This window comes from Candidatus Accumulibacter contiguus (genome assembly GCF_036625285.1).
GTDB classification, from domain to species: Bacteria; Pseudomonadota; Gammaproteobacteria; order Burkholderiales; family Rhodocyclaceae; genus Accumulibacter; species Accumulibacter contiguus.
The window spans coordinates 1,769,610-1,795,799 of record NZ_JAZKUC010000001.1; the positions used below are offsets into that span (position 1 = coordinate 1,769,610).

19 protein-coding genes and 4 pseudogenes are annotated in these 26,190 nt (G+C 60.1%); 10 read left to right on the forward strand and 13 right to left on the reverse strand.

Features of this window, described 5'->3' with window-relative positions; translation table 11 throughout:
• Positions 1–274 precede the first annotated feature (274 nt).
• On the reverse strand, positions 275–1,246 hold the full coding sequence (locus V5B59_RS08645) for a transposase (protein ID WP_332351565.1): 972 nt from the start codon (positions 1,244–1,246) through the stop codon (positions 275–277).
• A 555-nt stretch (positions 1,247–1,801) separates the two neighbouring features.
• Here V5B59_RS08645 and cysD point away from each other — a divergent pair.
• Positions 1,802–2,710: a sulfate adenylyltransferase subunit CysD gene (gene cysD / locus V5B59_RS08650; protein ID WP_169071977.1), complete on the forward strand. Its 909-nt coding sequence runs from the start codon at positions 1,802–1,804 to the stop codon at positions 2,708–2,710.
• Positions 2,711–2,784: 74 nt separating this feature from the next.
• Positions 2,785–4,461 carry a sulfate adenylyltransferase subunit CysN gene (gene cysN, locus V5B59_RS08655; RefSeq protein ID WP_169071976.1) on the forward strand — a complete coding sequence of 559 codons (1,677 nt, stop codon included), beginning with the start codon at positions 2,785–2,787 and terminating at the stop codon, positions 4,459–4,461.
• Between the two features lie 103 nt (positions 4,462–4,564).
• On the opposite strand, the gene V5B59_RS08660 is transcribed toward cysN, so the two are convergent.
• The 3 genes from V5B59_RS08660 to V5B59_RS08670 form a co-directional block, all read right to left on the reverse strand.
• The gene (locus V5B59_RS08660; RefSeq protein WP_169071975.1) at positions 4,565–5,770 is read right to left on the reverse strand and encodes a trans-sulfuration enzyme family protein; all 1,206 of its coding nucleotides are present in this window, start codon (positions 5,768–5,770) and stop codon (positions 4,565–4,567) included.
• Positions 5,771–5,949: 179 nt separating this feature from the next.
• Entirely contained in the window at positions 5,950–7,098 is a 1,149-nt protein-coding gene (metX, locus tag V5B59_RS08665; RefSeq protein WP_169071974.1) for a homoserine O-acetyltransferase MetX, read from the reverse strand.
• Positions 7,095–8,420, reverse strand: a complete 1,326-nt coding sequence (locus tag V5B59_RS08670; RefSeq protein WP_169071973.1) for an O-acetylhomoserine aminocarboxypropyltransferase/cysteine synthase family protein — start codon at positions 8,418–8,420, stop codon at positions 7,095–7,097. Before V5B59_RS08670 ends, metX begins: the two co-directional genes overlap by 4 nt.
• A gap of 291 nt (positions 8,421–8,711) precedes the next feature.
• Here V5B59_RS08670 and V5B59_RS08675 point away from each other — a divergent pair, with 291 nt between their 5' ends.
• Positions 8,712–9,671, forward strand: coding sequence for a sulfonate ABC transporter substrate-binding protein (locus V5B59_RS08675; RefSeq protein WP_169071972.1), 960 nt, complete (start codon positions 8,712–8,714; stop codon positions 9,669–9,671).
• Positions 9,672–9,762: 91 nt separating this feature from the next.
• On the opposite strand, the gene V5B59_RS08680 is transcribed toward V5B59_RS08675, so the two are convergent.
• Complete coding sequence (locus tag V5B59_RS08680; RefSeq protein WP_332351804.1) at positions 9,763–10,191, reverse strand: TOBE domain-containing protein; 429 nt, start codon at positions 10,189–10,191, stop codon at positions 9,763–9,765.
• Positions 10,192–10,290: 99 nt separating this feature from the next.
• On the opposite strand from V5B59_RS08680, the gene V5B59_RS08685 reads away from it, so the two are divergent.
• The 4 genes from V5B59_RS08685 to modC all read left to right on the forward strand — a co-directional run bounded on the left by V5B59_RS08685 (position 10,291) and on the right by modC (position 13,735).
• Positions 10,291–11,103, forward strand: coding sequence for a TOBE domain-containing protein (locus tag V5B59_RS08685; protein WP_169071970.1), 813 nt, complete (start codon positions 10,291–10,293; stop codon positions 11,101–11,103).
• A 32-nt stretch (positions 11,104–11,135) separates the two neighbouring features.
• Complete coding sequence (gene modA / locus V5B59_RS08690) at positions 11,136–11,882, forward strand: molybdate ABC transporter substrate-binding protein (RefSeq protein WP_169071969.1); 747 nt, start codon at positions 11,136–11,138, stop codon at positions 11,880–11,882.
• 96 nt (positions 11,883–11,978) lie between these two features.
• A complete protein-coding gene (gene modB, locus V5B59_RS08695; RefSeq protein ID WP_169071968.1) occupies positions 11,979–12,659 on the forward strand; it encodes a molybdate ABC transporter permease subunit in 681 nt (226 codons plus the stop codon).
• Positions 12,656–13,735: a molybdenum ABC transporter ATP-binding protein gene (modC, locus tag V5B59_RS08700; protein ID WP_169071967.1), complete on the forward strand. Its 1,080-nt coding sequence runs from the start codon at positions 12,656–12,658 to the stop codon at positions 13,733–13,735. Before modB ends, modC begins: the two co-directional genes overlap by 4 nt.
• Positions 13,736–13,904: 169 nt before the next feature.
• Here modC and V5B59_RS08705 read toward each other — a convergent pair.
• A pseudogene (locus V5B59_RS08705) lies at positions 13,905–14,198 on the reverse strand (N-6 DNA methylase); the annotation flags it as partial.
• Positions 14,199–14,397: 199 nt separating this feature from the next.
• On the opposite strand from V5B59_RS08705, the gene V5B59_RS08710 reads away from it, so the two are divergent.
• The gene (locus tag V5B59_RS08710) at positions 14,398–15,933 is read left to right on the forward strand and encodes a DUF6399 domain-containing protein (protein ID WP_332351228.1); all 1,536 of its coding nucleotides are present in this window, start codon (positions 14,398–14,400) and stop codon (positions 15,931–15,933) included.
• A 9-nt stretch (positions 15,934–15,942) separates the two neighbouring features.
• Here the strand turns inward: V5B59_RS08710 and V5B59_RS08715 are convergent.
• The 7 genes and pseudogenes from V5B59_RS08715 to V5B59_RS08745 all read right to left on the reverse strand — a co-directional run.
• A pseudogene (locus V5B59_RS08715) lies at positions 15,943–17,268 on the reverse strand (type I restriction-modification system subunit M); the annotation flags it as partial.
• Positions 17,265–18,335: a PDDEXK nuclease domain-containing protein gene (locus V5B59_RS08720; RefSeq protein ID WP_332351805.1), complete on the reverse strand. Its 1,071-nt coding sequence runs from the start codon at positions 18,333–18,335 to the stop codon at positions 17,265–17,267. The gene V5B59_RS08720 and the pseudogene V5B59_RS08715, both read right to left, overlap by 4 nt.
• The gene (locus V5B59_RS08725) at positions 18,332–19,450 is read right to left on the reverse strand and encodes an AAA family ATPase (RefSeq protein WP_332351806.1); all 1,119 of its coding nucleotides are present in this window, start codon (positions 19,448–19,450) and stop codon (positions 18,332–18,334) included. Before V5B59_RS08725 ends, V5B59_RS08720 begins: the two co-directional genes overlap by 4 nt.
• Positions 19,447–20,736, reverse strand: coding sequence for a restriction endonuclease subunit S (locus tag V5B59_RS08730; protein WP_332351807.1), 1,290 nt, complete (start codon positions 20,734–20,736; stop codon positions 19,447–19,449). Before V5B59_RS08730 ends, V5B59_RS08725 begins: the two co-directional genes overlap by 4 nt.
• Positions 20,726–21,211: pseudogene (locus V5B59_RS08735) on the reverse strand (type I restriction endonuclease subunit R, EcoR124 family); the annotation flags it as partial. The pseudogene V5B59_RS08735 and the gene V5B59_RS08730, both read right to left, overlap by 11 nt.
• A gap of 11 nt (positions 21,212–21,222) precedes the next feature.
• The gene (locus tag V5B59_RS08740) at positions 21,223–22,758 is read right to left on the reverse strand and encodes a DUF6399 domain-containing protein (protein ID WP_332351228.1); all 1,536 of its coding nucleotides are present in this window, start codon (positions 22,756–22,758) and stop codon (positions 21,223–21,225) included.
• A gap of 185 nt (positions 22,759–22,943) precedes the next feature.
• The gene (locus V5B59_RS08745; protein WP_332351808.1) at positions 22,944–25,448 is read right to left on the reverse strand and encodes a type I restriction endonuclease subunit R; all 2,505 of its coding nucleotides are present in this window, start codon (positions 25,446–25,448) and stop codon (positions 22,944–22,946) included.
• Positions 25,449–25,789: 341 nt separating this feature from the next.
• On the opposite strand from V5B59_RS08745, the pseudogene V5B59_RS08755 reads away from it, so the two are divergent.
• A pseudogene (locus V5B59_RS08755) lies at positions 25,790–26,023 on the forward strand (TRAP transporter large permease subunit); the annotation flags it as partial.
• A gap of 39 nt (positions 26,024–26,062) precedes the next feature.
• Positions 26,063–26,161, forward strand: coding sequence for a TOBE domain-containing protein (locus V5B59_RS08760; RefSeq protein ID WP_408612950.1), 99 nt, complete (start codon positions 26,063–26,065; stop codon positions 26,159–26,161).
• Positions 26,162–26,190: the final 29 nt, after the last annotated feature.

The window sequence follows — 26,190 nt, forward strand, 5'->3', positions numbered from 1 at the left end:
GAAGTACTTCATGTGGCATGGCCTCTCCAAGGCGACTGTTCGATGGCGAGGCGTTGGCATCGGTGATCGCCCCTCCCCCCCTTGCGGGGGAGGGGTTGGGGAGAGGGGCAATGGTTGAACACGAATTCGTAAAATCCCTGCGGCAGCACATGACCGAAGCCGGAAGTCTGCTCTGGCCTGGAGGCCGTGATGGCTGCGGTGGAGCACAGACACCCCCTCTCCCCCAACCCCTCCCCCGCGAGGGGGGAGCAACTGTGTTCCCAGTCAAGCTTTTTTAGGCGCATTTTGCATGCTCTGGATTCCACGGAATACCCGATTTGACTATGGCGTTCATGATCGTCAGCATCTTGTGCATGCAAGCGACCAGCGCGACTTTTTTGAGTTTTCCGTTAGCAAGCAAACGTTCATAAAAGGTCTTGATGACGGGGTTGTAACGTATGGCACTTAAGGCCGCCATGTATAAAGCGGTACGGACCGTCGCTCGACCACCCCAGGTGATGCGCTTACCCTTGTGGCGACCACTGTCCGCGTTTAATGGAGCGACTCCGACCAACTTGCCAATCTGCGCATGGGTGAGTTGGCCCAACTCAGGCAATGCCCCCATCAGACTCGCTTGCGTACACGGTCCGACCCCTTTGAAGCCTTTGAACAAAGCGAGCTTCTCGGCAAAATGCTCTTTCAGCATGCCAGCCATGCTTTTATCAACCGCCACGATCTGTCGATCCAGTATTTTGAGGACTGCCTTGATGCTCTTGTGTTGCGAACCATGGCTCAGGGCCAATCGGTTTCCTTCCGCCACGCGCATGCCAATGAGCTGGTTGTGGCGTACAAGCAAGGCTTCCAACGCCTCCTGGTTGGCATCGGGCAGTTTCATCAACAGCCGTTCCCGCTGCGCCGATTGGTGCAGTGTCCGCGCAAAGTGCGACAGGACTCGCGCATCAATGGCGTCCGTCTTGGAAAGGTATCCCATGGATTTGGCAAAGTCTCGCGCCTGCCTCGGATTGACCACCATCACCGGCAGCCCGGCCGCACAGAGTGCCGCCGCCACCTGGCGCTCGAAGCCTCCCGTGGCCTCCAATACGATCGCCCCAATCTCCTCAGAACGTGGAACGAGCTCTTTGACCAACGCCGCTATATCAGCGTCAGCATTGGCAATGCATTGGGTTTTTGATTGGTCGTCTAAAGCGATCTCCAGCGTGTCTTTGGAAACGTCAATACCCACAAACGTTGATTCAGAAGCGTTCATCTATAGCCATCCTTGCAAATACGTGGTCACGGCTTTCCGGCACGTGCCAACCAGCAACTGTTCGGTATTCAGACAAACGGCTGACAATGCACGCCAAGTGCTCTCCCACGGGCTTGATGTCCCAGAGGGGCGTCGGGCTGTGCGTCGCCTTCCGAACTCGTTTCCACCACACCTCCGTGGCACTCTACGACCTAAACCTTGGGGCTCTGCCCCAAACCCCGCACTCGCCGTGAGGCAGCGGCCGGGGATGATCAACCCCTCCCCAGCCCCTGCCTCAAGTGTACTTGGCTTACAGGATGTCAAGAGGCTTTCGCGGCATAAACGCAAGAGAAAAATACCTCTCTCGCATTTATTCCACGGTCCTCTTGACACCCTTCCAGCCATGACTTCATCTCCTCTCTTGAACGAACGAAAAACCACAAAACGAAGCATACAAGGGGAGCATATAGGTATCCACCCAACACTTTCATTCGCACCCGCGTGCGCCCGGAATTGGGCAAGTTCAGCCAAATTCTGTTATAAGGCTCCAGTCCACCTGACCCTCCGCAAGGCCCCATGACCCAACGCAAACTGACCCACCTGAAAGAGCTCGAAGCCGAGAGCATCCACATCATCCGCGAAGTGGCCGCGGAGTTTGAACGTCCGGTGATGTTGTATTCGATCGGCAAGGACTCGGCCGTCATGCTGCACCTGGCGATGAAGGCTTTCTATCCGGGCAAGCCGCCATTCCCGTTGATGCACGTGGACACCACCTGGAAATTCCGCGAAATGATCGCCTTTCGCGACCGGCACGTGCACAATCTCGGGCTGGAGCTGATCGTCTACATCAACGAAGACGGCGTTCGCCAGGGCATAGGTCCACTGACTCACGGCAGCAAGAAGCACACCGACATCATGAAGACCGAGGCACTCAAACAGGCCCTCGACAAGTACCGCTTCGACGCTGCTTTCGGTGGTGCGCGGCGTGACGAGGAGAAATCACGTGCCAAGGAGCGGGTGTATTCCTTTCGTGACCAACACCACCGTTGGGATCCGAAGAACCAGCGGCCCGAGTTGTGGAACCTCTACAACGGCCGGATCAACAAGGGCGAGAGCATCCGCGTCTTCCCCCTGTCGAACTGGACCGAGCTGGACATCTGGCAGTATATCTACCTCGAGAACATCCCGATCGTGCCGCTCTATTTCGCCAAGCCACGCCCCGTGGTCGAGCGCGACGGCACGCTGATCATGGTCGACGACGAGCGCTTCGAACTGCGTCCGGGCGAGGTCATCGAGACGAAAATGGTGCGCTTTCGGACACTTGGCTGCTACCCGTTGACCGGTGCAGTCGAATCCGCGGCGGCGACCCTGCCCGAGATCATCCAGGAAATGCTGCTGACCCGGACCTCCGAACGTCAGGGCCGGGTGATCGACCACGATCAGGCCGGATCGATGGAAGAGAAGAAGAAGGAAGGCTATTTCTGACCTCCGCTTGCACCGCTCCCCGCTCGCGCTGCGCAGGGGGTGGGCGACCAGCACCCGCAATCTCAAGGTAAACCATGTCCCACCAGTCCGAATTGATCAGTACCGACATCCAGGCCTATCTGGCCCAGCACGAGCGCAAGGAACTGCTGCGTTTTCTCACCTGCGGCAGCGTCGATGACGGCAAGAGCACGCTGATCGGTCGTCTGCTGCACGATTCCAAGCTGATCTACGAAGATCAACTGGCGGCCATGCAGAGAGACAGCCTCAGGTGCGGGACCACCGGCGACGAGGTCGACCTGGCGCTGCTGGTCGATGGCCTGCAGGCCGAGCGCGAGCAGGGGATCACCATCGATGTTGCCTATCGCTATTTTTCCACCGCCAGGCGCAAGTTCATCATTGCAGACACGCCTGGCCACGAGCAGTACACGCGCAACATGGCCACCGGCGCCTCGAACTGCGATCTGGCGATCATCCTCGTCGACGCCCGCTACGGCGTGCAGACGCAGACGCGGCGTCACAGCTTCATCGTCTCGCTGCTTGGGATCAGGCACGTCATCGTGGCCATCAACAAGATGGACCTGGTGGACTTCAGCAAGACGGTGTATGAGAGCATTCGCGATGAGTATCTCGAATTTGCCCGCGGTCTCGACGTCACCGAGATCCGCTTCATTCCGCTGTCGGCGCTGAAGGGCGACAACGTCGTCCGGCGCAGCGAACGGACCCCCTGGTTCGACGGTGTGCCGCTGATGGAACTGCTGGACACCATCGAGATCGCCGACGACGAGAACTTCGACGACCTCAGGTTCCCGGTGCAGTGGGTCAATCGGCCAAACCTGGATTTTCGTGGTTTCAGCGGTACGCTGGCCGCCGGCGTCCTGAGAAAGGGCGACCCCGTGCTCGCGCTGCCGTCGCGGAAGAGTAGCCGGGTCAAGGCCATCGTCACTTACGACGGCGAACTGGAAGAAGCGTTCCCGCCGCAGGCGATCACCGTCACGCTGGAAGACGAGATCGACGTCAGTCGTGGCGACATGCTGGTCCGGCCCGGGCAGGAGCCGACGCTCGATTCGCGTTTCGACGCGCACCTGGTCTGGATGGCCGAGGCACCGCTGCTGCCCGGCCGGCAGTACCTGATCAAGCAGGCGGCGCGCACGGTCACCGGCGCGGTGGCGAGAATCCACCACCGGATCGACATCAATACGCTCGCCTTGCGTGCGGCGGGACAGTTGGGTCTCAACGAAATCGGGCTGTGCGAAATGGCCTTGAGCGCGCCGATCGCCTTCGACCCTTACAGCCGAGTCAAAGGCTCGGGTTCGTTCATCCTCATTGACCGGCTGACCCACGGTACGGTCGCCGCGGGCATGATCCTCCGCCCGCTCGAGAGGCGCTCGGTCTGGCGACCGGTCACGCAGGAGGAGCGGGCACTGCGTTTCGGGCAGCAGGCAGTCACCCTGTGGCTCACGGGCGAGAACCGCCGGCAGGCGGCCCGGAACCTCGAACGCCGCCTGTTTGATCGCGGCTATGCGTGCGTGGCGCTGGACGAAGACTCGCTGGGTGGGCAAGCCGAACTGGTTGCCCGCCAACTGAACCACGCCGGGTTGGTGTGCATCTGCTCGGCAAGCGAGGATCTGCCACCCCGCGCCGACCCCGTGCATAGGATTCTCGATGCGCAGGCGCTGGATATCGAAGCGCTCCTGGCGCTCATGAGGGCATCTTCCGAAAGCGCAGGGATAGAACCAGGCTACGAAATCTGATCTGACTTCTCAGGCGGGGGGCCATCTCCGATGGACCGCGTTGAAGCACGAGCGGCACCCTTTCAGGGCGGAAATGGCGTGGCTGCCGCAGCGTACCTGAGCGTCAGGCCGGGCCTTGGTCGATGCGCTGCAGCGCGCCAGCAAGATCCCGTTTCAGGTCAAGTACATCCTCGATGCCGACCGACAGGCGCAGCAGCGAGTCGCCGATGCCCAGGTGGGCCCGCTGCTCCGGCGGGATGGTGGCGTGGGTCATGATCGCCGGATGCTCGATCAGACTCTCGACGCCACCCAGGCTCTCCGCCAGGGTGAACAGCTCGCAGCCCTGCAGGAAGCGCTTGGTGCCGGCCAGATCAGTCGCCAGCTCGACGGCAATCATGCCGCCGAAGCCACGCATCTGCCGCCGCGCCAGCGCATGCTGGGGGTGCGAGGCGAGACCGGGATAGCTGACCCGCCGGATTTCTGGCTGCCGCTCCAGCCAGGCGGCGAGTTCCTGCGCGTTCTCGCAGTGTCTTTGCATGCGCACGTTGAGGGTCTTCACGCCGCGTAGCGTCAGGTAGCTGTCGAACGGGCCGGCAATGGCACCGACGGCGTTGTGCAGGAACTGGAGTCGTTCGAGATGCCCGGCGTTGCGTTCGTCGCCGCTGACCACGGCAATGCCGCCGATCACGTCCGAGTGACCATTGAGATACTTGGTGCTCGAATGGACGACGATGTCGAAGCCGAGTTCCAGCGGCCGCTGTATCCACGGGCTGGCAAGCGTGTTGTCGGCCACCGCGAGCAGGCCGTGCTGGTGGGCGAGGGTGGCCAGTGCCTGCAGGTCCACCAGGCGCAGCAGCGGATTGGTCGGCGTTTCCACCAGCAGCATGCGACTTTCGGGACGGATCGCGGCGGACAGCGCTGCCGGATCGGAGAGATCGACGAAACTGCAGGAGAGCCCGGCGCTGCGCTTCCTTATCCCTTCCAGCAGGCGATAGGTACCGCCATAGAGATCGTCGCCGGCAATCACGTGCGCGCCGCTATCGAGCAGTTCGAGGACGGTGGCGATCGCCGCCAGCCCGGAAGCGAAGGCAAAAGCGGCGCCACCACTCTCGAGATCGGCCACGCAGCGTTCCAGGGCCCAGCGCGTCGGGTTGTGCGAGCGACCATAGTCCAGCCCCTTGTGCACCCCCGGACTTTCCTGCACGTAGGTCGAGTTGGCGTAGATCGGTGGCATGATCGCGCCGGTGGAGGGATCCGGGCTTTGCCCGGCGTGGATGACGCGGGTGCCGAAGCCGGGGCGGGATGCGTTCTTGTCGTGCTGCTCGTTCATTCAAACTTCTTTCGCAAGTGGTTGATCGGATTCGTCCACCAGACCGACGATGTGGCCGCCGTCGATCGCCGATCATTGTACACCTTCGACAGGTAGCGGGTTCCCGTGTCGCAAACCACCCCCTGGCCGGGAAAGAGAGGGCATGCTTGAACCCCTACAGGTTATGAAAAGCGGCGGGATCACCAGGCATACTTGAGCTGGCTGGCCGAGACGACACCGCGTGGGTTATAGGTGCGCCGTGCTAGCCGAGTGCTGTCCGGCAATCCTTTGACGAAACGGCAAATCTCGGGTTCGAAGGCTTCAGCATCGATAAGGAAACCGTCATGACCATGCGCTGACTCGATTTCGAGGAAATGCGAATTGGGCAGCAGAAAATGGAGACTGCGCTGGTCTTGGGGTACGTAAAGGGCGTCCGAGTTCACGGAGACCACCAGTACCGGCTGCTGGATTTGCCGAACCACGTTTTCATAGACGCCGCGGTTGCGGGCCAGATCGTGAGTGTCCATGGCATCGAGCAGTACCCGGTAGCTGTTGGCGTCGAAACGCTCGACCAGGGCCTGAGCATGGTGCCGTAGCCAGCCGCGGATGGCGAAGTCGTCGGGCGCACGCGCGCGTTCCCCGAAGATCTCCTTCCCGGCCGATCGCCCGAAACGTTCGTCCAGTGAACGCGGACTGCGGTAGCTGATCATCGCCACCGCCCGTGCTGCGGCCAGGCCTGCCAGCGGCGGATCGGCGGGATGATAGTGGCCGTCCTTGAACCTGGGATCGCTGGCCAAGGCCAGGCGCTGCGCCTCGCTCCAGACGACGCACCAGGCCGAATGACGACCAGCAGAGGCAATGGTGACCACCGCGCCGACGCGCTGCGGATCGAGCAGAGCCCACTCGAGCGCCTGTAAGCCGCCCATCGAACCGCCGATGACGAAACGGATGCGGCGAATTCCGAGTGCGTCGGCCAGCGCCATCTGGGCGCATACCTGGTCGCGGATGGTGATGCGGGGAAACCTGCCTCCCCAGGGCTGGCCATCGGCTGCCAGGGTCAGCGGCCCGGTGCTGCCATAGCACCCGCCCAACACGTTGCTGCAGACCACGAAATGACGATCCGGGTCGAGGCTGCGCCCGGGCCCGAACAGCGGCCCCCACCACTCGTCGGCATCGGCAGAACCAGTCAGTGCGTGACAGACGATCACCGCATTGTCTGCCTGGGGCGAGAGCTCGCCCCAGCTCCGATAAGCGATGCTGACACGCTGCAGGGTGTCGCCGGACTCGAGAACCAGCGGCCGATCGAGGGTCAGCCGCCTGGTTCGGGGCGACAGGCCGAACGCCGTCATGCGGCCGCTTCGAGGCCAGACCGGCGCAAGGCGTGCTCGAAGTCGGCCTTGATGTCCTCGATGTGTTCGATGCCAACTGACACCCGCACCAGGTCCGGGCGCACGCCCGCGCTCTGTTGCTCGGCTTCCGACAGTTGCTGGTGCGTGGTGGACGCCGGGTGGATGACCAGCGTCTTGGCATCGCCGACGTTGGCCAGGTGACTCGCCAGCTTGACGTTGTCGATGAACTTCCGGGCCGCATTGGCGCCGCCCCTGATGCCGAAATTGAGCACGGCACCAAAGCCGTTCTTCAGGTATTTCTTCGCCAGCTTGTGATATGGGTTGTATTCCAGGCCGTTGTACTCCACCCAGGCGACCTGTGGTTGCAACTCCAGCCAAAGGGCCAGCTCCAGCGCGTTGTCCACATGCCGCTGTACGCGCAGCGACAGGGTCTCCACGCCCTGGATCAACTGGAAGGCGTTGAATGGCGAAAGACTGGGGCCGAAGTCGCGCAGCCCCTCGACACGGGCGCGGATGGCGAAAGCGATGTTGCCAAAGGGACTGGCGCTGCCGAACACCTCCCAGAAATTGAGGCCGTGGTAGCCGGGAGCGGGATCGGTGAACAGCGGGAACTTGCCGTTGCCCCAATCGAACTTGCCGGAATCGACGACGATGCCGCCGATCGAGGTGCCATGCCCGCCGATCCACTTGGTGGCCGACGCGACGACGATGTCGGCACCGTGGTCGATGGGTCTCGCGATATAGCCGGCCGCACCGAAGGTGTTGTCGACAATCAACGGAATGCCTGCATCGTGAGCCACCTTGGCGAGGGCGTCGAAGTCGGGGATATTGAAGCGCGGGTTGCCAATGGTTTCGACGTAGATGGCCTTGGTCTTGTCGTCGATGGCGCTCCTGAAATCCTCCGCATCGTCGCCATCGACAAACTTGACGTGGATCCCCAGCCGCGGCAGAGCGACCTTGAACTGATTGTAAGTGCCGCCGTAGAGGTAGCTGGTGGAAACAATATTGTCACCGGCCTGCGCAATCGTCGTCAGCGCCAGGAACTGCGCCGCCTGCCCGGAACTGGTGGCAACTGCCGCCACCCCGCCTTCGAGTGCCGCGATGCGCTGTTCGAAGACGTCGGTGGTCGGGTTCATGATGCGCGTGTAGATATTGCCGAATTCCTTCAGCGCGAACAGGCGGGCGCCATGCTCTGCATCGTTGAAGGTGTAGGAGGTGGTCTGGTAGATCGGCACCGCCCGTGCATTGGTGCCCGGCGCAGGGGTCTGGCCGGCGTGCACCTGCAGCGTTTCGTAGTGGTAGTTCGGATTGGTTTCGCTCACTGTGAAGTTCCTTCCTATGGTTTCGAATGGCTAAGGCTGCCGGAAGCAGTGCTGCTGCCCGCGTTAGCCGATCGGCCATGCTGCAGAAAGTCCCGGGAAACCGCCCAAGCCCGGCAGACTACCGCCTCGCTCCCGGATCACGAACGAAGAAAGATGCACTTCCTTATTACCAGGCGCGCGTGGCCGTCATTTCCGGAACCGCCATAAGCATCGAAGAAAAACTGACTTCCACGCCCGGCAACGTCTTGCTAGCCTTTTCCCTCTTCATTTCAACCCCATCAAGGATTTCCGATGAAACGACAGTTCCTGAAAGCCATCCTCGGCCTCGCCGCCGGACTCGCCATTGCTGCCGTCTGGCAACCGGTCTTCGCCGAATACAACCCGAAACTGTTGCGCATCGGCTTCCAGAAGTCGGCCAGCCTGCTGACCCTGCTCAAGGCCCAGGGGGCGGTGGAAAAGCGCCTGGCGGCGCAAGGCCTGGAGGTGAAATGGGTCGAGTTTCCCGCCGGGCCACAATTGCTGGAGGGCCTCAACGTCGGTGCCATCGATTTCGGCTACGTCGGCGAGGCGCCGCCCGTCTTTGCGCAGGCGGCTGGCGCCAACTTCGTTTATGTCGGTTACGAGGAACCCGCCCCGACTGCCGAAGCGGTGCTCGTCCCCAAGGGCTCGGCGATCAAGACGGTGGCTGACCTCAAGGGCAGGAAGGTGGCACTCAACAAAGGATCCAATGTCCATTACCTGCTGGTCAAGCTACTGGAGAAAAACGGCCTGAAGTATGCCGACGTGCAACCGGTGTTCCTGCCGCCGGCCGATGCCCGGGCCGCTTTCGAGCGCGGTAGCGTCGATGCCTGGGTGATCTGGGACCCCTACACGGCCGCCGCCGAGAAGCAGATCGAGGCGCGCATTCTCGCCGACGGCAAGGGTGTGGTAAACAACTACGCCTTCTTCCTCGCCGAGCGCGAGTTCGCCAGCAAGCGGCCCGAGGTCATCAGCCTGCTCTTCGAAGAATTGCAGAAGCAGGGCCAGTGGATCATCAGGAACTACCCGGCGGCGGCCGCCCAGCTTGCCCCCTTGCAGGGCCTCGACCCCGCCGTGGTCGAGTTGAGCATCCGTCGTTACAGCAATGTCGTAAAGCCAATCACCGATCAGGTACTGGCCGAGCAACAGAAGCTTGCCGACACCTTCTTCGAACTCAAACTGATCCCCAAGGAGATCAAGGTCAGGGAGGCGGCTCTGCCAGGCAAGCGCTGACAACAGCAGCGACCCGATCAACCTGCCGTGACCGCCACTGACCCATGGCTGCACGAAGGGGCGGCCGCAGGGCTGCCCCTTCGTGTGCAGGTCAAACCGGAACGCCGAGGACCACGTGGCTGGCCTTGATCAGTGCCGTGGCGGGGACGCCTTCCTTCAGGCCGAGTTCCAGCGCCGCCTCGTTGGTAACCACGGCATGGACCGTCGACCCGCCCGGCAGGGCAATCGCCACTTCGCTGTTCACTGCACCTTTGCGCACGCGACTGACCTGGCCGGCCAACTGGTTGCGCGCCGAAAAGCGCACTTCCGGCTCGCCGGCCAGGAGGATGACCCACGGTGCCTTGACGTAGGCGATCGCTTCCTGGCCAACCGCGAGAGCGAGCGACCTGACGCTGTTTTCTGTGACAATCGCGACAATCCGGTCGCCGCCGGGAAGCGACAACTCGACTTCGGCGTTCACGGCGCCATTGACCAGAGCAGAGATTTTTCGTTTGAAAACATTGCGTGCGCTGACATTCATGGGTTTCTCCTGGGGGTTTTGGGGAGCTGGCCCGATTTTCGCTATATGCTCATCTAAGTAGCGCCTTGTGTCGGGTTGCGGCCACTCTAGACGAGACAAATGAATACACATCGCCTGCGCGGCAAACTCGAGGTCGATACCGAGTTTGGCGCCTTTCTCGGCGACACCCGCATCCGCCTGCTGGAAGCGATCGACAAGCACGGTTCGATCTCGCAGGCTGCCAAGGTCGTACCGCTTTCGTACAAGGCGGCGTGGGGCGCCATCGACGCCATGAACAACCTCGCTGATCAGGCGCTGGTCGTGCGCTCGACCGGCGGCAGGCACGGTGGCGGTACGCAGATCACCGACTACGGTCGCAAGGTCGTGGCGCTGTATCGTGCGCTCGAAGCGCAGTATCAGGCCGCGCTCGAGACCCTGACCACGAGCATGAACGACGGCCAGGCCAGCGATTTCGATCAGTTCCGCCAGTTGCTCCGGCGCATGTCGATGAAGACCAGCGCCCGCAACCAGTTCGCCGGCCCCATCGTCGGGCTGCGCGAGGGTCACGTCGACTTCGAGGTCCGCCTCAGCCTCGACGCCGAGAACGAAATCGTCGCCGTCATCACCCGCGACTCGGCGGCAGCTCTGGGGCTGGCCATCGGCATGGAGATCAGCGCGCTGGTCAAGTCGTCTTCGGTGCTGTTGTTGAACGACCCCCAGGTCAGGACTTCGGCGCGCAACCACCTGTGGGGTGAAATCACGCGCATCCACGACGGCCCGGTGAATTCCGAAATCACCTTGAACATCAAGAGCGGCAAGACGGTCTGCGCAGTCATCACGCACGACAGCGTCGAGCGCCTCGGTCTGGCCGTCGGTCAACAGGCCTGCGCCGTCTTCAAGGCTTCCGCAGTCATTCTTTGCAGGTACGTTTGAACCCTTATACACCCGACTTCCGGAGAACCCCGATGAAACGCCTTGTGCCCTTGCTTATCGCCCTGTTCACCACCGTCTGCGCCAGCGCCGACGAAGTCCAGATCGCTGTCGCCGCCAACTTCACCGCGCCGATGCAGCAAATTGCTGTCGAGTTTGCGAAGGACACCGGCCACAAGGCTTCGCCGGCTTTTGGCGCTACCGGCAAGTTCTATGCCCAGATCGCGAACGGCGCGCCCTTCGAAGTCCTGCTCTCGGCTGACGACGAGATGCCGGCTCGACTGGAGAAGGAGGGCCACGCCGTCGCCGGTACGCGCTTCACCTACGCCATCGGCAAGCTGGTCCTGTGGTCGGCGAATCCGGATCTGGTCGACGCCCGCGGCGAGGTGCTGAGAACCGACAAGTTCAAACATCTGGCACTGGCCAATCCGAAGACCGCACCCTACGGCGCGGCTGCCGTCGAAGCCATGACCAGGCTGGGTGTGCTGTCGGCACTGCAATCCCGCTTTGTTCAGGGGGAAAACATCAGTCAGGTCCACCAATTCATCATTACCGGTAATGCCGAACTCGGTTTCGTCGCCCTCTCGCAAGTCATCAAGGACGGCAAGATCGCCTCCGGTTCTGCCTGGAGCGTACCGGCCAATCTCTACGAGCCGATCCGCCAGGACGCCGTCCTGCTCGGCAAGGGTAAGGACAAACCAGCGGCCACGGCGCTGCTCGCCTATCTGAAGAGCGACAAGGCCAGGGCGATCATCAAGTCCTTCGGCTACGAACTGCGCTGACCATGGCCACCCTCATCCACACGGGTCAGCCATGAGCCCCTACCCACTCCCCGACACCTTCCTCGAAAGCCTCTTGCTGCAAAACGGTCATTGAGCATGGATAGCGCTGTCGCGGATCTTACCGCCGTCTGGCTGACGCTCAAGCTGGCGACGGTAGTGACGATTCTCCTGCTCTTCATCGGCACGCCGATCGCGTGGTGGCTGGCGCGGACATGCTCGGCGCTCAAGGGCATCGTCGGCGCCGTGGTCGCGCTGCCACTGGTGCTGCCGCCGACGGTTCTCGGCTTTTACCTGCTGGTCGCCATGGGGCCGCAAGGGCCGCTGGGACAGCTCACGCAGTCGCTGGGCCTCGGCCTGTTGCCCTTCAGCTTTCCCGGACTGGTTGTCGGCTCGGTGTTCTACTCGCTGCCTTTCGTGGTGCAGCCGATCCAGAACGCTTTCGAGGCCATCGGCGAGCGACCACTGGAGGTTGCAGCAACTTTGCGCGCCGGCCCCTGGGATGCGTTCTGGTCGGTCGCCGTACCGCTCGCACGCCCCGGCTTCATCACCGGGGCCATCCTCGGCTTTGCCCATACCGTTGGTGAGTTCGGCATCGTGCTGATGATCGGCGGCAACATCCCGGACAAGACCCGTGTCGTCTCGGTGCAAATTTACGACCATGTCGAGGCGATGGAGTATGCGCAGGCGCACTGGCTGGCCGGCGGCATGGTGCTCTTCAGCTTCCTGGTGCTGATGGCGCTGTACACCTTCAACCCGGCGCGAAGGCAGGGCGCATGAGCCGCGAGATCCGCGCTCGCTTTCGTATCGAACGTCGCGACTTCACGCTCGAGGTCGACCTGACGCTGCCGGGTCGCGGCATTACCGGCCTCTTCGGCCATTCCGGCTCTGGCAAGACCACCTGCCTGCGCGCCATGGCCGGACTCGAACGGGCCTCCGACGGTTGCTTTGCGATCGGCGACGAGGTTTGGCAGAACGAGACAAGAGGCCTTTTCGTGCCGCCGCACCAGCGTGCGCTGGGGGTGGTCTTTCAGGAAGCCAGCCTCTTCCCCCATCTTTCGGTGCGCGGCAACATCCAATTCGGCGAGCGGCGCACGCCGGCCGGCAAGCGCCACTTCGCCCCGCACGAGGTCGCCGAACTGCTCGGCATCGAACACTTGCTCGACCGCTCGCCCGGCCAGCTTTCCGGTGGCGAGCGCCAGCGCGTGGCGATCGCCCGCGCTCTGCTCGCCGCGCCGCAGATCCTGCTGCTCGACGAGCCGCTAGCGGCGCTCGATCTCAAGCGCAAGCTCGAAATCCTGCCCTATCTGGAACGGCTGCACCGCGAGCTGTCGCTGCCGATCATCTATGTCAGCCACTCGCCCGACGAAGTCGCGCGACTCGCCGACCATCTGGTGCTGCTCGAGCAGGGGCGGGTTGTTGCCAGCGGCCCGCTGCAGCAGGTGTTGAGCCGCATCGACCTGCCCGCCGCTTTCGCTGACGATGCCGGCGTAGTCATCGAGACCCGCCTTGCGGCGCAGGAAGCCGACGACTTGAGCCGGCTCGAGTTTTCCGGTGGACGGATTCTCGTCACGCGCCGTAACGAGCCCATCGGCACGCGGCTCCGCTGCCGGATCCATGCGCGTGATGTCAGCCTGGCCCTGGTGCCACAGGTGCAGAGCAGTATTCTCAACAGTGTCGAGGCGACGGTCGTCGATCTGGCGCCGACCGACACGCCGGGCCACGTTCTCGTCCGCCTCGAGGTCGCCGGCGAGCCGCTGCTCGCCCGGATTACGCGGCGTTCAGCTGACAAGCTGCAAATTCGTCCCGGGCTTGCGCTGCGGGCGCAGATCAAGGCCGTCGCACTCCTCGCCTGAAGCCGGGTGCGACACGGTGCCGGATGGCCTCGGGTCTGGGCCAAACGGTCATGACTTTGCAAGACACCCCCGATGATGAAAGTCATGACCGTTTCCCTCTCCCCCGACCCCCGCGAGAGGGGAGGGGAGATTCGAGAGTCGCTCGCGACTTTCATAGTAACTTACAGATTCACGGCAGCAGCGACAACCCCAATTCCTCAAGAAACCCGTTGTGCTTGTCTCTTGCCTGCGTGATTTCCTGCTCGATGCCCACCAATTGCTGGTGAACCACCTTCAAGTCTATTTTTTCCTCGGCTTGTGCCGTGCTGATGTAGCGCGAGATGTTGAGGTTGAAACCTTCTTTCTCGATTCGCTCCATTGGCACCCGCAGGGAATAGCGATTTTCCTCGGTGCGGTGCCTGTAGGTATCGACGATCTTCTTGATGTGCTCTGGTAGCAAACGGTTCTGGCGCTTGCCTTTTTCGGCTTCCCACTTAAAGCGGGACAGTCATGCTACCGATAGAGTCTGAGGATGAAGGGAGCTGAGGAGATGGGAACTGGTTGCCGCATCTCCTGTATCATCAGTTTTATGACAAAAAAACTCTACGACTCAAGCCATACGGACAACCAGCCGCGTCATTTTTGCCGCACTTACAGACCAGGGAAAACGAAGCCTGCGTGCAGTGGGGGAATTAATTCATCGCCCGAAAAGCAGTGTTCATCGCCACCTGCAAGCGCAAGCCCGTAGGAACCGACATCCTGAATCGGGGTTTTGGGAAACCGAAGAGGGGGAGGCATGGCTGAGATTGCTGGTATTTGCTGTGCTGTACACGTTCGGGCTGCAACATCATGTGGGGGCGGGTGCCTTGTCGGATTTCTTCCAATTGATCCGCCTTCATACCCATGTGGGGGTGTCTCCCAGCGCCTTGCAGACCCAACTCAGCCGGATGGAAGCGCTGTTGCCCCTGTTTCAGCAACAGTGTGAAGCCTCGGTACCGACGCGGACACGCCAAGCGGTGGTGGCCGCGGATGAGACGTTCTTTGGGGAGATTCTGATCTTGGTGCTGATGGATTTGTCCTCGGGCTACCTATTGCTGGAGTCGATTCAGAAGGACCGGGGTTTCGATACCTGGTTTGCCCAGGTGACCCCGCGCCTGGAAGCACTGGGTATCGAAGTCAACCACGCCATCAGTGACCGGGCGAAGGCCCTGATCAAATTAGCGGTCACAGGCTTTGAGTGTACCTCGGGCGCGGATACGTTCCACGAGCAATATGGCCTCAGTCGCTGGTTGTCACCGGCCTTGGGACGTCGAAAAGCCAAGGCGGATCAGTGCTGCGAACTGGCCCAGAAGGCCCTTGATCAGCCGTCGCGCGGAGCCAGTACCGAGGAAAAGGCGGCTTTGGCGGCACAACAGGCCTGTGCCTGGGAAGCCCGCGCGCAAGTGGAACAGGCGCAGCAAGAGTACCAGAAGCAGTTGCTGGGAATCGCCGAGGAAATCCATCCCTTCTCCCTGGAGGAGAATACTCGCACGACGGCGGAGAGCGTAGTGGCAGGACTGGAAACGCGAGCACAGGCCCTGGAAACTCTGGCGGCGCAACAAGGGATCCAGGATACCCGTTCCGCCCTGAAGAAGTTCCGTGCCCAGATCGGCGCCTTATCGAGTCACGTCAGCTTTTGGTGGCTTTGGGTAGAAGAAATCCTGCTGGGCTGGTCTCTGGATGAAGCGACTCGGCAATGGCTGACGAGCAAGCTGTTGCCCGTACTCTATTGGCACTACCAAATGCGGAAAACGCAAAACAGGGTTCACCGGAAACGGTATCAGGAGGCTTGGCAGCGAGCATTAGAGGCCTGGAAAGCAGACCCGTTCCATTCGGGATTCTCCGAGAGTGAGTTGCAGCGCTGGCTAGAATGGGGGGAATGGATGGTGCGACAGTTCCATCGCAGCTCCTCCGCCGTCGAAGGGCGCAATGGCCGCTTGTCCCAGTTGTATCATAACGGGCGAGGTCTGACGAAATGCCGCCTGGCTGCGCTAACGGTTATCCACAACTATGGGGTGAGACGTAGTGACGGCACTATCGCAGCCGAACGTCTGTTTAGCACCTCTTTCCCTGATCTTTTCGATTGGCTGCTCAACCAGATGGGGGAACTTCCCTTACCGAGGAAGTCCCGCCACCGGGTTGTGCATAACCCATTGAAGTTAGAGATTGTCCCGGCTTAAGTGGGAAGCCCCTTTTTCGAAGTGCTCAGCCGCGTTGATGAACAGCACGTCGTCCGGCTTCTTGCACTTTTTCAACACCAGAATGCACACCGGGATACCCGTGGAGAAGAACAGGTTGGCGGGCAGACCAATCACCGTGTCGATATGGCCGTCCTTCAGCAACTTGGTGCGGATGCGCTCTTCTGCGCCACCCCGGAACAGCACCCCATGCGGCAGGATGATGGCCATCGTGCCTTCCGGGGCGAGAAAATGGAAGCCGTGCAACAAGAAGGCAAAGTCCGCTGCCGACTTGGGCGCCAGGCCACCGTAGCCCTTGAAGCGGAAGTCGTCGGCCATGGCCTCGCTGGGCTCCCAGCGCAGGCTGAAAGGCGGGTTGGCCACGACGGCGTCGAACTGCAGCTTCTTGGCGGGGTTGGCCTCGCGCAATTCGTCCCATTCGTTGAACAACGTGTCACCGTGGAAGATTTCGAACTCCGAATCCTTCACCCCGTGCAGCAGCATGTTCATGCGCGCCAGGTTGTAGGTAGTGATGTTTTTTTCCTGCCCGTAAATCTTGCCGATGCCGTGCGGCCCCATCTGCTTGCGCACGTTCAGGAGCAGCGAGCCCGAGCCGCAGGCAAAGTCCAGCACCTTGGCCAGTCGCTGTTTGTGGCCGGTGCTGGGGTCCTGACCGTCCAGCGTCACGATTTCGGACAGGATCTGTGAAATCGGCTGCGGCGTGTAAAACTCCCCCGCCTTCTTGCCCGAGCCGGCGGCAAATTGGCCGATCAAATATTCATAGGCATCGCCCAACACATCGCTGCCGGTCGAGAATTTAGCCAGTCCTTCGGCGATCTTGGTGACGATGGTGCACAGTTTGTCGTTTCGGCTGGAGTAGTTCTTGCCCAGCTTTTCCGAGTTGAGGTTGATCTCTGAAAACAGCCCTGCAAACGTGCTCTGAAAAGACTCGTTCTCGATGTATTTGAAGCCCTCGTCCAACTTCTTGAGCAAATCGTCATCGTCCGTACGCGCCATCTCGGCGAAGCTGCGCCACAGGTAGTCGGGCGCAATCACATAGTGCGCCTTGCGGCGCATCTGCGCTTCAAAGGCCGGCACATCGGCTTTGTTCTGCTCGTACCAGACCGCCAGCGGGGTGCGGCGGTCGCCTTCCGGCAGCGTGGGGTAATCGCTGCCCAGCTCCTTCCAGGCGGCGGCTTCGTAGTTGTCGGAAAGATAGCGCAAGAACAGGAAGGACAGCATGTAGTCGCGGAAGTCGTCCGCGTTCATCGCCCCGCGCAAATCGTCGGCAATGCCCCACAGGGTATCGCCCAGCTTTTTCTGGTCTTGTTCGGTCATTCGTTGTTGTCCTTGGTGGTCTCGGATTCGGCCCGAGCTTCGAGGGCCTCGCGGTCACGCTCAAGCTCCTGGCGCAGTTCATCCTCGCTGGGCAGCACCAAGCGGTATTTGCTGGCGAACAGTTGTTCGCTCTCGTGCAACACCGAGTAGCGCACCACCGACTGGTCCTTGCTGCCGCACAGCAGGATGCCCACCGTCGGATTGTCGCCGTCGCCCCGGCGCTGGTCGTCGTACAGGCGGACATACATATCCATCTGCCCGATGTCCTGATGCGTCAGTTCGCCGGTCTTCAGATCGATCAGCACGAAGCACTTGAGCAGGTAGTTGTAGAACACCAGATCAATAAAGAAATCCTTGCTCTCGGTGCTGATGCGCTGCTGGCGCGCCACAAAGGCAAAGCCTTTGCCCAATTCCAGCAGAAAGGCTTGCAGCTTGTCCATCAAAGCCTGTTCGAGACTGGATTCCAGCAACTTGCCAGCATCCGGCAGTCCCAGAAACTCCAGCATCACCGGATCGCGCACAAAGGCGCGGGGAGACTGCGGCAGAGCGGCCAGATTATCCTGGGCCTCGGCCTCCACAGCCGCCTTATCCTGGCTCAATAGCAAGCGTTCGTAATACAGCGTGCCAATCTGTCTCTCCAGCGCCCGCGTACTCCAGTTCTGTGCCGCCGCTTCCTGCATGTACCACAAGCGTGCTTCCTCGCTCTCCACGCGGGCCAATACGCGGTAGTGGGTCCAGCTCAATTCGGAACGCACTGCGTTCCAAATCGGGAAGCACTGAAAAAACGCCCGCATGTGACGCAGGTTGCGCTCATCGAAACCCTTGCCGAACTCCTGCGCCAGCACCTGCCCCAATTGCGGCAGAAGCCGCTTGCCGTAGCCCGCACGGGCCTGGCCGCACTGCTCGAACTCGACGATATGCCGACCGATTTGCCAACAGGTTTGCACCTGCACCTGGTCCACATGGCGCAGCACCTGCTGGCGGGCTTGGGCGATCAGGCCGCGCAGGGCATCCAGCAAACTATGGGGGGCTTGATCGTTTGGTGTTGCGGGGGGTTTAAGGGTCATGGCGCGACCTCCACTGCGGCTGGTTGAACCTGAGCGACGGCCGGCAAGGCAAAGGCATAGCGCGCGAGAAAGCCATCCAGGATTTCCCTGAACAATGCCTTGTTGTCTTCCACCATCTCGCGCGGTTCGTAGAGCGAATATTTGCCGTGGCTCAGCAGGTTCAGGGCGCGGGCGTGCAAGCCTTCGTCACCCGAGGTGCCCAGGCAATCGGAAAAGTCCTGGTAGCCAAAGAAGGTGGCCGTCTTTTCCAGGATGCTGCGCAGCATGTTGAAGTGGTGGGTGTACAGCGCCCCGGTCTGGCTGGCCATTTGCAGCTCGCTCAACATGGCCACATGGTGGAAGAACGGCGTGTCGTTGGTGGCGCGCAAGGTGTGGCCTTCGCCATCCCTGGCCTTGTGCAGGAAGTAGGTCTTGCTCTGCTGCTGCTGCTTCAGCTCGTTGTGCATCACGTTGAAGAACAGCCCATGGTGCGACGACACCACCGTCTTCACACTATCCCTGCCGCGTCGCAGCAGCCTGGCCAGATCGCTGGCCACCGCAATGGCATTGTTGTCGTCCAGCGATGAAATCGGGTCGTCGATGTACAGGTAGTTCACCCAGTCGTAGGCCTGACCAGGTTGGGCATCGATGGCTGCCTCGGCCAGCGCCAGAAACACGCACCAGATGAAGATGTTTTCTTCGCCGCGTGAGACTTTGATGTGCGTGATTTCACCGCGCGAAAAGCTGACTTCTGACTTTTCGTAGTCGAGATCGAACTCGAAGTCGGCGTAGTTGTGCAGATACGGACGAATCCGGCTTTCCATCTCCAGTTCTTTGAACGCATCAAAGAATCGAGAAGTAGAGTTGAAGCGCAGCACCCGCCGGCTGTCGCCCGGCAGATCGTTGTCCCAGGTGAAAAGGTCTTCGGTGTAGGCGTTGAAGTACAGCGTGTCGCGCGCCACCCCTCTCTTTCTCTTTCCTGCATCCTTGAAGGCCATGGACAGGCGCGTCTTGCCCGTTCCGTTGTAGGCAAACAGGAGAATGAAATCTCTTCCGCCGCTCTGGAAGTCGTCGCGCAGCCGGTTGACCAAAGACCGCATCGTCCTGCAACGGTAAACCTTGGGCGGGTTGCTCATGCCTCAGCCTCGCTCATCGAGGGAAATAGGCCTTGCATTAGGCCAATTTTATGCACCTTGAGGGCATCGATTTTTTGGGTTTGAACATCGATGAGATTGTCGAGGGAAGTAAAGCAGTCGGCAATACTGCGCTGCTCGGCAACTTGCGGAAGCATTACCTCAAACGTTTTCAACTTATCCGTATCGAGTCGCCCTGTGCCGTGGCCGGCAATATCAACCATGCTGAGCAATCGTTGTTTATTGCTCAGCAGCAGATATGCCAGAAAACATCCGTCAAAATCGCCTTTCGCATGGAGAGCCTTAATGTCTTGGTTGAAAGTCATCTGACGACTCAAAATACAGATCGGTATATCTTTGAGTAAAGTCATTCCACGAGTCAGCATCAACACTGCGCCTGCACGAGCCTGCTTGGCTCCATCATTGATCGCCGCGGTTGTGATGTGGTCTTCGGTATCATCAAGGAACAATTGTTTCATGTCCTTGGCCGACACCCATGGGATCGAGCCATTCCAATACACGGGATTTTCTTTCGACGGTGTGCCACCCGATTGGAAATCTGCAATCTGCCCCACAGTTATTGCTATCCACTTCCCCGAATCCCGGAACTCCGGAAACCGCAAACGCGGCACGGTTTCGCCTTCGGCTGGAAAAAGCTGCTGCATCAGACCTGTCTTGTGTGCCTTGAGGGCTTCGACATTTTGGGCTTGGGCGGTGATGAGGTCTTCGATCGATGAAAGGCAGTCAGCGATTCTTCCCTGCTCTTGAAGGATTGGGACTTGGATGTTGATATTTTCTAGAGTTGTCTTGTTGATGGAAGGGACCACGCCACCACAATACTCGTTTAAATCCATTCGTTGCATAAGATAAAAAACAAAGCCATCCGTAGCTTGACCCGTCTTTGCTTTCAATCCGGTCACATTGTTGTCTATCAGGCATGGGGCCGACGTAATGGCTCTTCTATTTAAACGTAGGGCTTCGCCGATTTTTGCAAAAACTGTTGATCCTATTGGAATCAATTTAGCCCGAATCTCCAAGATTTCTTCATCATCAACGTAATTTGCCGCAGCGCTCAATACTCCACCAACTTCATTCACGGCTTTGGATACATCGCTAACTTTGCAAAATGGGTAGCGCCCTTGCAACTTTCCTTGCAATCTGTCAGGAAATCCAATGCCTTGAAGAACATTGCATACTTCGCCCAATGACCTTTCCGACCAACCCTCATCACCACGAAATTCAGGAAACCGCAACTTCGGCACCAGCCGCTTGCCCGCCTTACTGTTCATAAGCCTTCAACCCCGAAATCTCCCGCCCTTGTGCGAGCTTGTGCAGCAACGGCAGCAAATCGGCCATCAAGGCCAGTTCCTTCTGACTACGGGCTTTCCACCCCAGGCCGAGCGGGGCGAGCAGGTCGCTCAACTGTTCGCCGTCAAAAATCATGCGGGCCATGATGCCGTCCACAAAGGCTTGCAAGGCCTGAACCTCCAGCCCGTGGGTTTGGGCAATGGCGCGCAGTTGGCGGCTCTTCTGCTCGGCCTTGAAGGCGGCGTAGCCCTGGCGAATGGCTTTCTCACTCAAACCCTCGCCCGCCTTCAGGGTGCAAATGTAGGCGCTGATGTCGTCGCGCTCGTCGATGAACTTGGCGTCGGCGGCGATCAGGCCGATGAGTTCGTCGCGGCTCATCTTCTGTTGCTCGGGTGCGCCCTGGTAGTTGGTGATCAGGGCCATGATGTAGTCGTAGTCGATCACGGCGGAAGCGAAGGGCTTCCCACTTAAGCCGGGACAATCTCTAACTTCAATGGGTTATGCACAACCCGGTGGCGGGACTTCCTCGGTAAGGGAAGTTCCCCCATCTGGTTGAGCAGCCAATCGAAAAGATCAGGGAAAGAGGTGCTAAACAGACGTTCGGCTGCGATAGTGCCGTCACTACGTCTCACCCCATAGTTGTGGATAACCGTTAGCGCAGCCAGGCGGCATTTCGTCAGACCTCGCCCGTTATGATACAACTGGGACAAGCGGCCATTGCGCCCTTCGACGGCGGAGGAGCTGCGATGGAACTGTCGCACCATCCATTCCCCCCATTCTAGCCAGCGCTGCAACTCACTCTCGGAGAATCCCGAATGGAACGGGTCTGCTTTCCAGGCCTCTAATGCTCGCTGCCAAGCCTCCTGATACCGTTTCCGGTGAACCCTGTTTTGCGTTTTCCGCATTTGGTAGTGCCAATAGAGTACGGGCAACAGCTTGCTCGTCAGCCATTGCCGAGTCGCTTCATCCAGAGACCAGCCCAGCAGGATTTCTTCTACCCAAAGCCACCAAAAGCTGACGTGACTCGATAAGGCGCCGATCTGGGCACGGAACTTCTTCAGGGCGGAACGGGTATCCTGGATCCCTTGTTGCGCCGCCAGAGTTTCCAGGGCCTGTGCTCGCGTTTCCAGTCCTGCCACTACGCTCTCCGCCGTCGTGCGAGTATTCTCCTCCAGGGAGAAGGGATGGATTTCCTCGGCGATTCCCAGCAACTGCTTCTGGTACTCTTGCTGCGCCTGTTCCACTTGCGCGCGGGCTTCCCAGGCACAGGCCTGTTGTGCCGCCAAAGCCGCCTTTTCCTCGGTACTGGCTCCGCGCGACGGCTGATCAAGGGCCTTCTGGGCCAGTTCGCAGCACTGATCCGCCTTGGCTTTTCGACGTCCCAAGGCCGGTGACAACCAGCGACTGAGGCCATATTGCTCGTGGAACGTATCCGCGCCCGAGGTACACTCAAAGCCTGTGACCGCTAATTTGATCAGGGCCTTCGCCCGGTCACTGATGGCGTGGTTGACTTCGATACCCAGTGCTTCCAGGCGCGGGGTCACCTGGGCAAACCAGGTATCGAAACCCCGGTCCTTCTGAATCGACTCCAGCAATAGGTAGCCCGAGGACAAATCCATCAGCACCAAGATCAGAATCTCCCCAAAGAACGTCTCATCCGCGGCCACCACCGCTTGGCGTGTCCGCGTCGGTACCGAGGCTTCACACTGTTGCTGAAACAGGGGCAACAGCGCTTCCATCCGGCTGAGTTGGGTCTGCAAGGCGCTGGGAGACACCCCCACATGGGTATGAAGGCGGATCAATTGGAAGAAATCCGACAAGGCACCCGCCCCCACATGATGTTGCAGCCCGAACGTGTACAGCACAGCAAATACCAGCAATCTCAGCCATGCCTCCCCCTCTTCGGTTTCCCAAAACCCCGATTCAGGATGTCGGTTCCTACGGGCTTGCGCTTGCAGGTGGCGATGAACACTGCTTTTCGGGCGATGAATTAATTCCCCCACTGCACGCAGGCTTCGTTTTCCCTGGTCTGTAAGTGCGGCAAAAATGACGCGGCTGGTTGTCCGTATGGCTTGAGTCGTAGAGTTTTTTTGTCATAAAACTGATGATACAGGAGATGCGGCAACCAGTTCCCATCTCCTCAGCTCCCTTCATCCTCAGACTCTATCGGTAGCATGACTGTCCCGCTTTAAGTGGGAAGCCAAGCGAAGAGAACGAACTCGAAGTCGAGCTGCTGCACGGCGCTGCTGTCGTCTTGCTGGCCGGCGTTCTGCAGGGCCTTGAGGCGCCTGGCGGTTTCCAGATACGCGCCGCGGAAGGCCTTGAGCTGGTCTTCGGGCATGACGGCGGCGATGTTCGCCTGGTCGGCTTCGGTGAGATCGGTGTACTGGTCGAGCTTGGTCTTGAGGCGCTGCACGTCCTTGAAGAGGTGGATGAACCCCGCGCGCGCCTCGTCGCCCTTGAGGTTGCCCACCTGATCGGGGGTGTTCGCCAGGCCTTGTGAGGCCATGAACTGATCCAGCCTGGTGACGGCTTCGTCGAATTGGGCGATGACTTGCGGCGCGGCATCCACCAGCCAGATTTCGCGGGCGCGCTCGCCCTGCTCGCCCGAGAAGAGGGCGATGGCTTCGTCCACGGCGTCTTGCTGACTGCGGAAGTCGAGCACGTTGCCGTAGGGCTTGCTGTCGTTCAGGACGCGGTTGGTGCGCGAGAAGGCCTGGATCAGGCCGTGGTACTTCAGGTTCTTGTCCACGTACAGGGTGTTGAGGTACTTGGAATCGAAGCCGGTGAGCAGCATGTCCACCACGATGACCAGATCCACCTTTTGCGCGTGGGGCAGGTCCTGGTTGGGGAATTGCTGGTCCTTGATGCGCTTCTGTACATCCTGGTAATACCGATCGAACTCGCCCACGTTGTGGTTGGTACCGTAGCGGGCGTTGTAATCGGCGATGATGGCCTTGAGCGCGGCCTTTTTCTTGTCCGGCTCGACCTTGTTGTCCTCCTGCTCCTGCGGCAGGTCTTCCTGAATCTGCTGTACGTCCTTGTCGCCTTCGGCCGGTGGCGAGAATACGCAGGCGATATTGAGCGGGCGAAAGCTCGGGTTCGCCGCCAGGCGCCTGGCCTGGGTTTCCTTGAAAAGTTCGTGGTAGGCGATGGCGTGGTTGATGCTGGCGCAGGCCAGCAGGGCGTTGAACTTGCGTCCGGCGGTGGCGGTGTCGTGCTTGGCTAAAATGGTGTCCACCACGGCTTGCTGCTTCAGTTCGCCAGTGGCCTTGTCTTTGTCCTTGCCGTCGGCCTTGAAGTAGTCCACATGGAACTGAAGGACATTGCGGTCTTCAATGGCATGGGTGATGGTGTAGGCGTGCAATTGCTTCTGGAAGACGTCTTCCGTGGTGATGCCGGTGGCCTGCTGGTCTTGCACCTTCACTTTGCTGGCGTTGTCGCCAAAGATGGGCGTGCCGGTGAAGCCGAAGAGCTGCGCATTCGGGAAGAAGTCTTTGATGGCCTTGTGGTTGTCGCCAAACTGGGAGCGGTGGCATTCGTCGAAGATGAAGACCACGCGCTTGTTGCGCAGCGGCTCCAGGCGCTCTTTGTATTTGCGCTTGTGGGTGCCGTCGAGCGCAATGCCCAGCTTCTGGATGGTGGTGACGATCACCTTGTCGGCGTAGTCAGTGGAGAGCAGCCGCCGGACCAGGGTCTCGGTGTAGGTGTTTTCTTCGACGCAGCCGGCCTGGAATTTGTTGAATTCCTCACGGGTCTGGCGGTCGAGGTCCTTGCGGTCCACCACGAACAGGCACTTCTCAAGGTCCGGATTGTCCTTGAGCAGCGTCGATGCCTTGAAGGAGGTGAGCGTCTTGCCGCTGCCGGTGGTGTGCCAGACATAGCCATTGCCCCGGTTCTGGTGGATGCAATCGACGATGGCGCGCACCGCATAGATCTGGTACGGGCGCATGATCATGAGCTTTTGCTCGCTGGCCACCAGCACCATGTAGCGGCTGATCATCTGCCCCAACGTGCACTTGGCGAGGAACTTCTCGGCGAAGGGGGAGATATGGGTGATTTTCTGGTTGTTCTCGTCGGCGAACTGGTAGAGCGGCAGAAAGCGCTCGTCGGCGTCGAAACTGAAGTGGCGGGCGTTGTTGTTGGCGAAGTACCAGGTATCTGACTGATTGCTGACGATGAAGAGCTGCATGAAGCACATCAGCGTTCTGGTGTAGCCGTTGCCGGGGTCGTTCTTGTACTCAACCACTTGCTGCATCGCCCGGCGGGGGTTGATGCCCAGGGTCTTGAGTTCGATCTGGACGACCGGCACCCCGTTGATCAGCAGCACTACGTCGTAGCGATGATGGCTGTTGTCGGTGTTGATGCGTAGCTGGTTCACCACCTCGTAGGTGTTTTTGCACCAGTCCTTGATATTGACCAGTGTGTAGAACAGCGGCGTGCCATCGTCGCGCTCGAAGCTGTTGATCTCGCGCAAGCGCCGGGATGCGGCGAAGACATCGGCCGTCACCAGATCGTCCTTCAGCCGTTCAAATTCGCTATCGCTCAGGCTAACGCGGTTCAGCGCCTGGAATTTTTCACGGAAATTTGCTTCCAGCGATGCCCGATCACAAATCTCCGGTCGATAGGCGTATTTCAGCGCTTCAAGTTTGGCGATGAGATCCTGCTCAATCTGGCTTTCTGTCGTTGTCATTGGGATTCACTGGCCTGGGAAACTGCGTCGATTTTATCGCTGTTGGCATCGGCGCACCTATCGGGTTGTCGCTGACGGAGTGAGATATAGAGGCCACCGCTGATTAAGCGACACAACGAGTGGATGAGCTACGGGCTAGTGTTGATTGGTAGGCATGCCCAGGTATCTTAATCAGCGGATTCCTCTATATCTCGCGCTGGTCCTGCCGGCCTGATCCCTCAATCAGAACGCCGGAGATTTCTCCAGTTCGTCGAACAACCACTCCTGGAAACCCCGGATCTTCGGCAACTCGGCGCGGGACTTCAGTACGTTCAGCGTGTACCCCTGAATCCGGGGACCTGATTGCGCGGCAGATGGGTATCAACGACGTGCACTACTCCATGGTGGTGATCCTCTCGATGGGTATGGGGTTGTTCGCGCCGCCCTTCGGCGTGGGTTACTACGCAGCCTGTGCGATCAGCCGCATCCGCCCTGATCAAGGCATGAAGCCCATCGTCGGCTACATGCTGGCGCTGCTTGTCGGTCTGATTCTGGTCGCCGCCGTGCCCTGGATTTCGACCGGTTTCCTCGACTGAGTCCAACTCCCTTCTCGCCACTTTGTCGCCGGCGAGCCGCTGCTTGCCCGCATCACCCGCCGTTCGGCGGCAAGGCTGGAAATCCGGCCCGGTCTGGCGCTGAAGGCGCAGATCAAGGCCGTCGCACTCCTCGCCTGAACGGCAAGCGCACCGACGAAGAGTATTCG

Excerpts from the sequence above, each read along its gene's own strand:
- V5B59_RS08645 (WP_332351565.1), bottom strand. The coding sequence starts at position 1,246 with ATGAACGCTTCTGAATCAACGTTTGTGGGTATTGACGTTTCCAAAGAC.
- cysD (WP_169071977.1), top strand. The coding sequence starts at position 1,802 with ATGACCCAACGCAAACTGACCCACCTGAAAGAGCTCGAAGCCGAGAGC.
- cysN (WP_169071976.1), top strand. The coding sequence starts at position 2,785 with ATGTCCCACCAGTCCGAATTGATCAGTACCGACATCCAGGCCTATCTG.
- V5B59_RS08660 (WP_169071975.1), bottom strand. The coding sequence starts at position 5,770 with ATGAACGAGCAGCACGACAAGAACGCATCCCGCCCCGGCTTCGGCACC.
- metX (WP_169071974.1), bottom strand. The coding sequence starts at position 7,098 with ATGACGGCGTTCGGCCTGTCGCCCCGAACCAGGCGGCTGACCCTCGAT.
- V5B59_RS08675 (WP_169071972.1), top strand. The coding sequence starts at position 8,712 with ATGAAACGACAGTTCCTGAAAGCCATCCTCGGCCTCGCCGCCGGACTC.
- V5B59_RS08680 (WP_332351804.1), bottom strand. The coding sequence starts at position 10,191 with ATGAATGTCAGCGCACGCAATGTTTTCAAACGAAAAATCTCTGCTCTG.
- V5B59_RS08685 (WP_169071970.1), top strand. The coding sequence starts at position 10,291 with ATGAATACACATCGCCTGCGCGGCAAACTCGAGGTCGATACCGAGTTT.
- modA (WP_169071969.1), top strand. The coding sequence starts at position 11,136 with ATGAAACGCCTTGTGCCCTTGCTTATCGCCCTGTTCACCACCGTCTGC.
- modB (WP_169071968.1), top strand. The coding sequence starts at position 11,979 with ATGGATAGCGCTGTCGCGGATCTTACCGCCGTCTGGCTGACGCTCAAG.
- modC (WP_169071967.1), top strand. The coding sequence starts at position 12,656 with ATGAGCCGCGAGATCCGCGCTCGCTTTCGTATCGAACGTCGCGACTTC.
- V5B59_RS08720 (WP_332351805.1), bottom strand. The coding sequence starts at position 18,335 with ATGACCCTTAAACCCCCCGCAACACCAAACGATCAAGCCCCCCATAGT.
- V5B59_RS08725 (WP_332351806.1), bottom strand. The coding sequence starts at position 19,450 with ATGAGCAACCCGCCCAAGGTTTACCGTTGCAGGACGATGCGGTCTTTG.
- V5B59_RS08730 (WP_332351807.1), bottom strand. The coding sequence starts at position 20,736 with ATGAACAGTAAGGCGGGCAAGCGGCTGGTGCCGAAGTTGCGGTTTCCT.
- V5B59_RS08745 (WP_332351808.1), bottom strand. The coding sequence starts at position 25,448 with ATGACAACGACAGAAAGCCAGATTGAGCAGGATCTCATCGCCAAACTT.